This window comes from Arthrobacter woluwensis (assembly GCF_900105345.1).
Taxonomy (GTDB): domain Bacteria; phylum Actinomycetota; class Actinomycetes; order Actinomycetales; family Micrococcaceae; genus Arthrobacter_E; species Arthrobacter_E woluwensis.
In genome coordinates this window covers 595,007-606,227 of sequence record NZ_FNSN01000003.1, presented here as the reverse complement: position 1 = coordinate 606,227, position 11,221 = coordinate 595,007, and the positions used below count along the sequence as shown (strand labels likewise).

General features: G+C 67.3%; 10 protein-coding genes. 8 read left to right on the top strand and 2 right to left on the bottom strand.

What is annotated here, in order from left to right:
- Positions 1–12 precede the first annotated feature (12 nt).
- A complete protein-coding gene (locus BLV63_RS03395) occupies positions 13–1,605 on the bottom strand; it encodes a circularly permuted type 2 ATP-grasp protein (RefSeq protein WP_066217501.1) in 1,593 nt (530 codons plus the stop codon).
- 557 nt (positions 1,606–2,162) lie between these two features.
- Here BLV63_RS03395 and BLV63_RS03390 point away from each other — a divergent pair.
- The 3 genes from BLV63_RS03390 to BLV63_RS03380 all read left to right on the top strand — a co-directional run bounded on the left by BLV63_RS03390 (position 2,163) and on the right by BLV63_RS03380 (position 4,207).
- Entirely contained in the window at positions 2,163–2,426 is a 264-nt protein-coding gene (locus tag BLV63_RS03390; RefSeq protein WP_066216089.1) for a WXG100 family type VII secretion target, read from the top strand.
- Between the two features lie 209 nt (positions 2,427–2,635).
- Positions 2,636–3,061, top strand: coding sequence for a MerR family transcriptional regulator (locus BLV63_RS03385; protein WP_066214067.1), 426 nt, complete (start codon positions 2,636–2,638; stop codon positions 3,059–3,061).
- Between the two features lie 156 nt (positions 3,062–3,217).
- Positions 3,218–4,207, top strand: a complete 990-nt coding sequence (locus BLV63_RS03380) for an aldo/keto reductase (RefSeq protein ID WP_217640462.1) — start codon at positions 3,218–3,220, stop codon at positions 4,205–4,207.
- 35 nt (positions 4,208–4,242) lie between these two features.
- On the opposite strand, the gene BLV63_RS03375 is transcribed toward BLV63_RS03380, so the two are convergent.
- The gene (locus tag BLV63_RS03375; protein ID WP_169795515.1) at positions 4,243–5,178 is read right to left on the bottom strand and encodes an HNH endonuclease; all 936 of its coding nucleotides are present in this window, start codon (positions 5,176–5,178) and stop codon (positions 4,243–4,245) included.
- A 129-nt stretch (positions 5,179–5,307) separates the two neighbouring features.
- Here BLV63_RS03375 and BLV63_RS03370 point away from each other — a divergent pair, with 129 nt between their 5' ends.
- The 5 genes from BLV63_RS03370 to BLV63_RS18265 all read left to right on the top strand — a co-directional run bounded on the left by BLV63_RS03370 (position 5,308) and on the right by BLV63_RS18265 (position 11,169).
- Positions 5,308–5,640: a CHY zinc finger protein gene (locus BLV63_RS03370; protein WP_066214059.1), complete on the top strand. Its 333-nt coding sequence runs from the start codon at positions 5,308–5,310 to the stop codon at positions 5,638–5,640.
- A gap of 122 nt (positions 5,641–5,762) precedes the next feature.
- Positions 5,763–6,080 carry a putative quinol monooxygenase gene (locus tag BLV63_RS03365; protein ID WP_066214056.1) on the top strand — a complete coding sequence of 106 codons (318 nt, stop codon included), beginning with the start codon at positions 5,763–5,765 and terminating at the stop codon, positions 6,078–6,080.
- A gap of 161 nt (positions 6,081–6,241) precedes the next feature.
- Complete coding sequence (locus BLV63_RS03360; RefSeq protein WP_139244633.1) at positions 6,242–8,119, top strand: peptidoglycan DD-metalloendopeptidase family protein; 1,878 nt, start codon at positions 6,242–6,244, stop codon at positions 8,117–8,119.
- Positions 8,120–8,246: 127 nt separating this feature from the next.
- Positions 8,247–9,566 (top strand): MFS transporter, encoded by a 1,320-nt coding sequence (locus tag BLV63_RS03355; RefSeq protein ID WP_066214050.1) that lies wholly within the window; start codon positions 8,247–8,249, stop codon positions 9,564–9,566.
- A gap of 202 nt (positions 9,567–9,768) precedes the next feature.
- A complete protein-coding gene (locus BLV63_RS18265) occupies positions 9,769–11,169 on the top strand; it encodes a DUF4190 domain-containing protein (protein WP_139244632.1) in 1,401 nt (466 codons plus the stop codon).
- Positions 11,170–11,221 lie beyond the last annotated feature (52 nt).

Genomic DNA, 11,221 nt, shown 5'->3' with positions numbered 1-11,221 from the left:
GGCGCGCGGCGCTCATTGCTGCTGCCCCGCCTGTGAGTCGCGCCAGCTGGTCTCCACTGGCCACACGCTGGTGCGTGCACTGTGGCCGAACCGCCGCCGTGACGGCCCGGGGTCCGCCGCACCCGTCTCCTCCCCCAGGACCCAGGTGTCCTTGGACCCGCCGCCCTGGCTGGAGTTGACCACGAGGCTGCCCTCCTTGAGCGCCACCCGCGTGAGGCCGCCCGGCAGCACCCAGACGTCCTCGCCGTCGTTGACCGCGAAAGGCCGCAGGTCCACATGGCGGGGGCTGAACCGCTCGCGGTGCAGGGTGGGGACGGTACTGAGCTGAAGCACGGGCTGGGCGATCCAGCCGCGCGGGTCCTCGATGAGCTGCCGACGGAGGGTGTCGAGTTCCTCCCGGCTGGCGTCGGGGCCGATCACGAGGCCCTTGCCGCCCGAACCGTCCACGGGCTTGACGACGAGTTCCGGCAGCCGGTCCAGGACCTCCTCGCGGGCCGCGTCCTCCTCAAGCCGGAAGGTGTCCACATTGGCCAGGAACGGCTCCTCGCCCAGGTAGTACCGGATGAGGTCCGGGACGTAGGAGTAGATGAGCTTGTCATCGGCCACGCCGTTGCCGACGGCGTTCGCGATCGTCACCCCGCCCGCCCGCGCCGCGTTGACCAGGCCGGGGCAGCCCAGCATGGAATCGGCCCGGAACTGCAGGGGATCCAGGAACTCGTCGTCGAGGCGCTTGTAGATCACGTCCACGCGCTGCTCCCCCGAGGTGGTCCGCATGAAGACCTGGTTGCCGCGGCAGGTGAGGTCCCGGCCCTCCACGAGTTCGACGCCCATCAGCCCCGCCAGGAGGGTGTGCTCGAAGTACGCGGAGTTGAAGATGCCCGGGGTCAGGACCACGACCGTCGGGTCGTCGACGCCTTCCGGGGCGGTCTTCCGCAGAGCCGAGAGCAGGCGGCGCGGGTACTCCTCCACCGGGCGGATGGACTGCTGGCTGAACACCTCCGGCAGCGCCTTCGCCATGGCCCGCCGGTTCTCCAGGACGTAGCTGACGCCCGAGGGGACGCGCACATTGTCCTCGAGCACCCGCAGCGTGCCCTCACCGTCGCGGACGATGTCGATGCCGGACACGTGCACCCGGACGCCGCCCGCCGGACGGAAGCCGTGGACCTGCCGGTGGAAGTGCTTGCTGGACGTGATCAGCTTGCGCGGCAGGACGCCGTCGCGCACGGCATCCTGTGCGCCGTAGACGTCGTTCAGGAACGCTTCCAGGGCCCGGACCCGCTGCGCCACGCCCCGTTCCAGGCCCTGCCATTCCTCGGCGTCGATGACGCGCGGGACGATGTCCAGGGGGAAGGGCCGCTCCTCGCCGGCGAAGTCGAAGGTGACGCCACGGTCCAGGAAGGTCCGGGCCATCGCCTCGGCGCGGGCGGCGATGTCGTCCGGGGTGAGTCCGGCGAGCACCCGGGTCAGCTGGCGATACGAGCCGCGCGCCGTGAGGCCGACGGTCTCCGCACCCCCGCCGGCCGCGATGAACATTTCGTCGAAGGCTTTCGACGTGGCCAAGGCCCCCGAATAGCTGGCGAACAGATCCGATGATGATGCCGGCATGACCCCTCCAAAGACCGCGGTGACGCTGAGGAAACAGAGCTTCCCACCGGGATGTGTCGGGCGGATTTCCAGCAGTCACCTCACGATGTCCGGGGTGTTTCGGCCGGGTGTCCTGGCAGGTCAGCACACTGGGGCGCTGACGACCCTCCTCGCGGGGCGCGCCGGGCGCCACGGGACCGCCGGCTTATTCGCGGGATTGTGACGCGGGGCGGCCCCGCCCGGTGGTCCGGAACACCGAACGCACGACGCCGGGCGGCCGGGCAGCGCCGCCGTCAAGGCGAGTGGGCAGCGCCGCCGTCACGGCGGGCTGTTGTCGACCCGTGACAACGCGGGATCCGGTCCGATAACCCCGGAATTCCGGGGTTTTCGGCATGGGGAGAGGTTAATGGGGAGCACTCCCCATCGACGGCTCGTCCAATCATTGGATAGTTTGTTCTCAGAGGTTCACGGAAACGAACCACCTCCCGCCAGGGAGGTGAGCCGGGAGCCCACAACGGAATACCACTGACATGGGAACCCGGCACAGTTCGGATCCATCACAACAAAGGAGTAAGACAATGGCAGTTTGGGGTGCAGACGTCCAGCAGCTTCGGGCACTGGGTAAGAAGCTCGAAGCCGGCGCACAGACCATCGACGAGCAGCGCAACCAGCTCACCAGCGCACTCAACGGCGTCCAGTGGATGGGCCCGGACGCGGACAAGTTCAAGAACGAATGGCAGTCCCAGCACGTCCCGGCCCTGAACAAGGTCGCCGAAGCACTGCGCACCGCCGGCAAGAACGCCGCCAAGAACGCCCAGGAACAGGAAACCGCTTCCCACTAAGCGGCCCACCCCACCCTGGTGGGGAAACCTGGACCCACACCCACGGCGGGCACCCCACACACGGGGAGCCCGCCGTCGGGCGTTTAAAACACACCCCCTCCCCGGCCCCCGGCGCGAGAGAACAGCTGGTGCCCCGAAACTCCCGGTTTCGGGGCACCAGCTGTTCCTTCGTGCGTCTCCCCCGGCGCGGGCGGGTGCACACTGGAGGTATGAGCTTCACCATCGCGGAGGTCGCCGAGCGGACCGGCCTCAGCCAGCACACACTCCGGTACTACGAGCGCGACGGGCTCCTGCCGCGCGAGGTCGGCCGCGCGTCGTCGGGCCGTCGGGCCTATACCGAGCAGGACGTGAACGGCATCATCATGATCGCCCGGCTACGGGCCACCGGTATGCCGATCGCCGACATCCGACGGTACGCACGGTTGGTGCGCGACGGCGACGCCTCCGTTCCCGCGCGGCTGAGCCTCCTGCTGGAGCACCGCGAGCACGTGATAGCACAGCTGCGCCAAGTCGAGGAGAACCTCGCCGCGATAGACACCAAGATCGACATCTACCGCGCGACGACGGCGGAGGCGTTCGCATGCCCGGCCCGGAGCGGGGCGGAGCAGGAAGCGGAGCCCCTCGCCGCACGCTGACCTCGCTACCCTGCGGCTCATCTCGCTGCTCGGTGCAGCGAGTTCGAACCTGAATCAGCGAGCTCAGTCGAGATTTGGACCAGCGTTTCGCCCGAGCCCTCGACTTGGAGCCCTTGACTTAGAGTGCGCTCGAAGGAGTTTGCTGGTCTCATGACGATCTCCACACGAACTCTCGGCACTGATTCCTCCCTCACCGTCTCCGCCCTGGGCCTCGGCTGCATGGGCATGTCCGAGTTCTACGGAACGCCGGACCCGGACGCCGGCCTGGCCACCATCCACCGGGCGCTCGACCTCGGCGTGACCTTCCTCGACACTGCGGACATGTACGGGCCGTTCACGAACGAAGAGCTGGTCGGGCGGGCGATCGCCGGCCGCCGCGACGAGGTCCAGCTGGCTACCAAGTTCGGCAACATGCGCGGACCGAACGGCGAACGACTGGGCATCAACGGCCGGCCTGAGTATGTGCGTTCCGCGTGCGACGCCTCCCTGCAGCGGCTCGGCGTCGACCACATCGACCTGTACTACCAGCACCGCGTGGACCCGAACGTCCCCATCGAGGAGACCGTTGGCGCCATGGCGGAGCTCGTGGCCGCCGGCAAGGTGCGGCACCTGGGGCTGTCGGAGGCCTCGGCCGCGACGATCCGCCGCGCCCACGCCGTGCACCCGATCACCGCCGTCGAGACGGAGTACTCCCTGTTCTCCCGTGATGTCGAGGACTCAGTCCTGCCCGCGCTGCGCGAGCTGGGGATCGGCCTGGTGCCGTACTCGCCGCTGGGCCGCGGCATCCTGACGGGCACCATGACGGCCGAGTCGGTGACCGGCGACGGCGACGCCCGGGCATCTGCCTACTTCCCGCGCTTCCAGGGTGAGGCCCTGGAGGCCAACCTGAAGCTGGCCGCAAGGGTGACGGAGCTGGCCGAGGCTCGGGGCTGCACGCCGAGCCAGCTCGCCCTCGCGTGGCTGCTGGCCCAGGGCGAGGACATCGTCCCGATCCCGGGCACCCGCCGCGTGAAGTACCTGGAAGAGAACGTGGTCGCCGCGTCGCTGGAACTCAGCCCGGCGGAGCTGGAAGCGCTGGAAGAGGCCGTCCCGCGTGGCGCCGTTGTCGGTGAGCGCTACGGGGACATGAGCTCGATCGACGGGTAGTTCCGTCGGGTGCCGCGAAGGAACACGTGGTGCCCTCAAAACCGGGTTTTGGCGGCACCACGTGTTCTCTCGCGGTCAGCAACTTTGAGGTACTCCTGAAAACGCCGGTCCAAGCTACCGCGATCCGGGCGGAGCGACTTAGCGCTCGGAACGTACAATGAACGACCATTCATGTCCTGCATCCCGTGTTTCACCAGCGAGGTTCCCGTTAGCGCGAGAACATCGGGCCTCACCGAAACTCGATAATGACGGTCAATGCCCAGCAAGTTGCCGTCAAATGCGGCATGATGCAACTTGCACAAGGCCAAACCATTGGACACTTCGGTTGAGCTCGAGACATGAGCGTCCGGAGTGATATGCGCAGCATCAATCAAGGCATGAATATCCAGTTCACAGATGGCGCAATGATACTCATAGGCGTACACCACACGACGCCGGAAGTCCTGCTGATGCAAGCGAACTTTGCGGACCCGTTCGGCGTAGGCTTTCGGCGTACCGGAGTCGTAAAGCGGGTCCTCCGGGTCACTCAGCGCACGATCCAAGAAGACGTCAACGTAGCCTTCGACCGGATCATCTCGGTCAAGAAAGACCGGGTATCGCGGCACATACAACGCCGGATGGATTTCCTGAAACAGAATGACTGGGTCATTACGCTCCGCCGCTGCTCGGAGCTTAAGATTGCGGCCGCTGACCAATGGCTGGCCAGACCGCCTCTCGTAGGAGTACCTCAAATACTCCGCGTTCGTCTCGTCATCGTAGGGGCCCTTCAGCGTATTGGTAATAGATAGGGTTGTATCAAACCCTCGAGGATTCCAAATACCTGTCTGGGGATCCATCAGCGCGATCTGATGTCCACGATAGCTATATGCCGACCGCAGGAAATCTCTACGAAACTCGTACCCGCCATTGGCAATCTCCTGACCCTGAAGCCACCTGAAGATATCTCGCCTGATCTCCGCCTGTTCGTCCACGGACCATCGCATCGCGTCCAAACCCGGACCTGTTCCTCGAGCCATGACATCCCCCTCGCTTCCAGCCTATTCTGCATGCTTGCCCGATCTTGCGTGCCTCCACTCCGCGCCCCGTGCCACAATTCCCCCATGCCCCACACGTCCACCCCGTCCCCGCCCGTCCTCGGCCCCACGGTCGACGGCGAGACCCGGTGCATCCACTACCGCACGCCCGTGGACATCATCGCGATCAAGTTCTTCTGCTGCGGCGACTACTACCCGTGCCACCTCTGCCACGAGGAAACCGCCGACCACCCCGCACGCCAGTGGCCCCGGGAACGCCGCGGCGAGAAGGCGATCCTGTGCGGGGTCTGCCGGACCGAGCTGAGCATCGACGCCTACCTCGCCACCGACAGCTGCCCCGCCTGCCGCAGCCTCTTCAACGAACGCTGCCGCCTCCACACGCACCTTTACTTCGACTGATCACACCTCTCGCCTATCCTCACTGAGTGCGGCGACACCGCACGGATTCCCATCCACGTGCCCCGCGCCGCCGTCGTCGGGCATGCTGGAAGGACCGCATCACCTCATTGAAGGAGAGAACCTTGATCTTCATCACCGCCCAGTTCCCGGTCAAGCCCGAGCACGCCGACGCCTGGCCCGAGATCTCCCGCGCCTTCACCGAGGCCACCCGCGCCGAAGAGGGCTGCCTGTTCTACGAATGGTCGCGCTCCCTGACCGACCCCAGCACCTACGTGCTGATCGAGGCGTTCAAGGACGACGACGCCGGCGCCGCCCACGTGAACTCCGCTCACTTCAAACAGGCGCAGGCCGATCTTCCCCAGTACCTGTCGCGGACCCCGGACATCGTCAATGTGAAGGTCGACGGCTGGTCCGAGCTCGGCGAACTCGCCGTCCGCTGACCAGACTGTCGCTGCGCTGACGCGGGGCGGGGTCACTCGATACCCGGTGGTTGTCCACATAGGGGACCTCGAGGGACCCCGCTCCCGTCACGGAAGCCCTATCCTGAAGGCGGGAACTCACTCTCACCTCCGGCCATTCGGCCCATTCAGGAACAGGGACCATGAAGAATCGATTGGCCGCGGCTTTTGCCGCCCTTCTGCTCGGCACGGGACTCCTCGTCGCGGCCCCTGCGCCCGCTGATGCGGCGACCCCCACCGGCAAGGTGGCGATCAAGACACAGCGCATGGCCAAAGCCACCCTCAACGGCACTCAACTCGGCTGGTACAACGCCGGGCAGACCCTGACCCTGAAGTGCTATGCCCGCGGCCAGGCCGTCAGCGGCTACTACAGCCCGTGGCTCCCGAACGGCGGCCTCGACGACCTCTGGTACAAGACGTCGGACAACGGTTTCGTCGCCGACGTGGACATCAACACCAACTCGAACGACCCCGTCACCCCCGCGTGCACGGACCCGTTCACCACCGCCCCGAACCCCAGCATCGCCGGCACAGCAGCCGTCGGCCAGGTGCTCCGCGCGGTCCCCGGCACGTGGGACCCGGCCGCCACCTTCAAGTACCAGTGGCTCCTCGCAGGCGCCGCTGTCACCGGGGCATCCGGACCGACGTGGACCCCGCCCGCCACCGCGCTCGGCAAGACCGTCTCGGTCCGCGTCACCGGTTCCCGGCCCGGCTTCGCGACGACCACTCGCACCTCGGGCGCGACGGCCGCCCTGCAGCGCGGCACGATCACCACGGTCCAGCCCGTCATCACGGGCGTCCCCGCCCCCGGCCTCACGGTCACCGTGAACCCCGGAGCATGGAACCCGAAACCGGCCACGTTCACCTACCAATGGCGCCGCAACGGGGCGGCCATCGCCGGAGCCACCGCCGCGAGCTACAAAGTCGCCGCCACGGACACCGGAACGGACCTGACGGCCGTCGTCACGGGAACCGTCACCGGCTACAACACGGCCACCAGCGTGAGCGCTCCGGTACGCGCAGGCAAGCAGTTCACCGCCGCTCCCAATCCGTCCATCTCCGGCGGGCTCGACGTCGGCAACCGGCTCACCGCCGTCGTCGGCGCCTGGAATCCCAAGCCGGCGTTTGCGTACCAGTGGCTGCGCAATGGCGCACCGATCGCCGGGGCGACCACGACCACCTACGTGCTGACGAACGCCGACGCCGGCCGGGCCATCAGCTTCCGGGTCACCGGCACGCTGAGCGGCTACGCCACGGCGGTCCGCACGTCGAATGCGCTCACCACGCGCTCCCTCCTGGGTCCCGCACCGACCCCGGTCTTCCGCGGCTACCCGGCCGCCGGACAGACGCTCACCGCACTCGCAGGAACCTGGGGGCCGGGCGCCGTCTCGCTCAACTATCAGTGGCTGCGCAACGGCGCACCCATTGCCGGGGCGACCTCCACGACCCTCGCCCTGAACAGTTCGCATGTCGGAGCGCGAATCTCCGTCCGGGTCACCGGCACCCGGGCCGGGTTCATCCCCGCGACGCGCACCTCGGTGGCATCCACGGTGACGGCCTCGACCGCCGGAATGCGGCCCTACAAGCTGCCGTTCCCTCGGGGCAAGGCATACTCGATCCTGCAGGGTCCGGCCGAGCACGCCCGCGGCATCCTGCCCGAGTACAACAAGCACGCTGTCGACTTCGGCACAGGCACGGGCGCACCGATCACCGCCTCCGCAAGTGGCCTGGTGGTGTTCAGTGGCCGGGGCAGCACCGGTGAGATCCAGGTCCGAATCGACCATGGCGACAACCGCTGCACGCAGTACTCCCACCTGAACAGCACCACGATCAGTGCCGGGACGCCGATCCAGCAGGGACAGCTCTTGGGATACTCGGGTCAGACCGGGATCGCGTCCGGCCCGCACCTCCACTGGAACGTCGTGTACTGCGATTCCCAGATCAGCCGAGAAGTACCCAACAGCGTCGAAATGGGTACGACGTACCGCGTGGGAGCCATCGCCACGAGCCAGAACGGCTGACCACCGGGGCGAGCGACCCCTTCCGCCAGCTGTATTCCTCCAGTATGCTCTCGCTAACTTACCGAACATTCGGTCATCAACGCGCGGCAGATCCGCCCGCGCGCAGGAACAGAACAATGGAGTTCGCATGTCGTCACCTGCCATCGCTCCCGCCCGGGGCCGGAATCTCTCCTCCGAAGAACGCAAGGTCCTCGCCGGAACGCTCGTGGGGACGTCCATCGAGTGGTACGACTTCTTCATCTACGCCCAGGCCGCCGCCCTCGTCTTGGCCCCGCTCTTCCTGGCACCCGTCTCCCGCGAAAACCCGGCCCTCGCTCAGGTGCTCTCCTTCGCCACGATCGGCATCTCCTTCCTCTTCCGCCCTCTCGGCGCGGTCGTGGCAGGCCGCCTCGGTGACCGCCTGGGCCGAAAGAAGATGCTGGTCCTGACCCTCGTCATGATGGGCCTCTCGACCTCTCTCATCGGGTTCCTGCCGGACTACAACGCCATCGGCATCGCGGCCCCGATCCTGCTGATTCTCCTCCGGATCCTGCAGGGCTTCTCAGCCGGCGGCGAATGGGGCGGAGCGGCACTCATGGCCGTCGAGCACGCCCCGAAGAACCGGCGCGGCCTCTTCGGCGCGTTCCCGCAGATCGGCGTGCCCATCGGCATGATCCTGGCGACCTTCACTCTCTGGGCCCTCACCAGCTCGATGTCCAAGGAAGCTTTCCTGAGCTGGGGCTGGCGGGTACCCTTCCTGCTCTCGATCGTGCTGATCGTCGTCGGCTTCGTGATCCGCCGCGCCGTCGAGGAAAGCCCGGTCTTCGACGAACTTGTACGCCGTCGCAAGGAATCCTCCGCACCCCTCGGTGAACTGTTCCGCCACCACACCCGCCAGGTCATCCTCACCGCGATCATCTTCATCGCCAACAACGCGGCGGGTTACCTGCTCATCGCGTACTTCGCGGCCTACGCCTCGACCGCACTGCGCATGGACCGTCCGAGCGTCCTCCTGGCCACCGCGCTGGCCTCGTTCGGCTGGCTGATCTTCACACTCTGGGGCGGTCACCTCTCCGACCGCCTGGGGCGAGTGCGGACTTTCCAGCTCGGCTACATCCTCCTGGCCGTCTGGGCCATCCCGATGTGGTTCCTCATCGATTCCCGGAACATCGTCCTCTACTTCGTCGCACTCTTCGTCATGACGCTGGGGCTCGGACTGTCCTACGGCCCGCAGGCCGCCCTCTACGCGGAGATGTTCCCGGCGAAGGTCCGCTACTCGGGCGTCTCCATCGGTTATGCCCTCGGCGCCGTGCTCGGCGGAGCCTTCGCCCCGATGATCGCCGACGCACTCCTCAACCAGTTCCACTCCTCCTGGGTGATCGGCCTCTACATCGCCCTGGCCGCCGTGATCTCGTTCATCGGGGTCTCGCTGGTGAAAGAACCGCGCGAGGTCGACCTGCTCGCCTGACCGACTCGCTCCCGGCCCCGGACGACGGCGGGCCACGACGACCGGCCCCGACGACGGCGCGTCACCGGGTCCCGTTCGACGTTCCCGCGGACCTGTCAATGGGGAGTCGTCCCCTCACTTCGCAGATGCCCGCCGGACTCGCCGCCTTTAGGATGGTGTCAAGCGGTAACTACAGTCGCTTGACTATCACTCGGAGAGCACCATGTCGCACAACACCCCTTCCGCCGGCTCGGGACCCGACGGACGACAGCCAGAAGACCAACCTCGCAACACCCCGGCTCCGCCGTATCCGGGCCAGGGAACGCCCGGTCAGGGCAACCCCGGCCAGGCCAACCACGGACAGGGCACGCCCGGTCCGGCGGCGCCTGGTCAGGCACAGCCTGGTCAGCAGCAACCGGGTCAGCCGTACCGGGGTCCTGGTGCTCCCACCGGATCGCCCTACCCGGGCCAGGCTTCCTCGGGCCAGCCTCAGCCCGGCCAGTCCTACCCCGGCCAGGCTCAGCAAGGCCAGCCCGGCCAGTCCTATCCCGGCCAGCCCCGTCCGGGGCAGGCGCCCGGCACCCCCTATGGCGGACCCCAGCAGTACGGCGGGTTCGGCCAGGGTGGCCAGGGCGGCGCAGGCACGGGTGGCCCCGGCTACGGCGGCCCGGGCTATGGAGGTCCAAGCTATGGTGCGCCCCAGTACGGTGGCCTGCCGCCGGCGTCGTCGGGGCCCAAGGGGCTGGCGATCGCCGCCCTGATCTGTGGCATCGCCTCCCTGGTGTTCGCCTGGATCCCGGTCGTCAACGTCGTGGCGCTCGTCGCCGGCCTCGCCGCCATCACGCTCGGCGTGGTGTCGCTCGTGAAGAAGTTCGGCGGCACGGTCATGGCGTGGTTCGGCGCAGGCCTGGGTCTGGTCGGAGTGCTCGGCTCGATCCTCGCGATGCTCGCCTTCGCGGCGCTGACCAGCATCGCGGAGGGTCCCGATCCGCTCAAGACGTACAACGAGGACCGGAACAAGCAGGTGTCCGTCAAGTACATCGTCACCACCTCGACGCCGACGGATGTCCGCTGGTCCACCCCGACAGGGACCTCCGAAGTGAGCATCAGCAAGGATCAGACCACGGAGTTCACCGCTCAGGCCAAGGACTCCCTGCGCATCTCGGCGAACCCGACCAGCAGTTCGGCCACCGATGCCAAGATCAGCTGCGAGATCGTGGTGGACGGGACCACCGTGGCCAAGGAGACCGGCGAGGGCAAGTACGCGAGCGCGAGCTGCTACTACTACAAGTCGTTCTCCCGTTACACGAGCCCCAAGCCCTCCAAGGACGTGTCCGTCGAATTCAAGGTGACCACGAACGGCAAGGCCTCGGTGAACTCTCGCTGGTCGGCCAGCGGAGCCCAGAGCTCCAGCAACCGTTACGTCGAGGTCGACGCCGACTCCACGAGCACCGTCCAGGCCAAGTCCGACGGCACCCTCACCATGACCGTCCGCGGCGAGGACCGGGACAACAACAGCCCGGCCTACGGCTGCGAGATCCTGGTCGACGGAAGGTCCGTGTCGAAGCAGGAGAGCAACACGCCCTACGGCTCCGCGCGCTGCACGTACACGCCCGAGAAGTGAGCCGATCTCCGCACGCCGAGTGAACCGGCGGGCGGGTGGAGCCCCGGCGGGA

Coding starts and splice junctions, on each gene's coding strand:
- BLV63_RS03360 (WP_139244633.1), top strand. CDS start 6,242: ATGAAGAATCGATTGGCCGCGGCTTTTGCCGCCCTTCTGCTCGGCACG.
- BLV63_RS18265 (WP_139244632.1), top strand. CDS start 9,769: ATGTCGCACAACACCCCTTCCGCCGGCTCGGGACCCGACGGACGACAG.
- BLV63_RS03355 (WP_066214050.1), top strand. CDS start 8,247: ATGTCGTCACCTGCCATCGCTCCCGCCCGGGGCCGGAATCTCTCCTCC.
- BLV63_RS03395 (WP_066217501.1), bottom strand. CDS start 1,605: ATGCCGGCATCATCATCGGATCTGTTCGCCAGCTATTCGGGGGCCTTG.
- BLV63_RS03390 (WP_066216089.1), top strand. CDS start 2,163: ATGGCAGTTTGGGGTGCAGACGTCCAGCAGCTTCGGGCACTGGGTAAG.
- BLV63_RS03385 (WP_066214067.1), top strand. CDS start 2,636: ATGAGCTTCACCATCGCGGAGGTCGCCGAGCGGACCGGCCTCAGCCAG.
- BLV63_RS03370 (WP_066214059.1), top strand. CDS start 5,308: ATGCCCCACACGTCCACCCCGTCCCCGCCCGTCCTCGGCCCCACGGTC.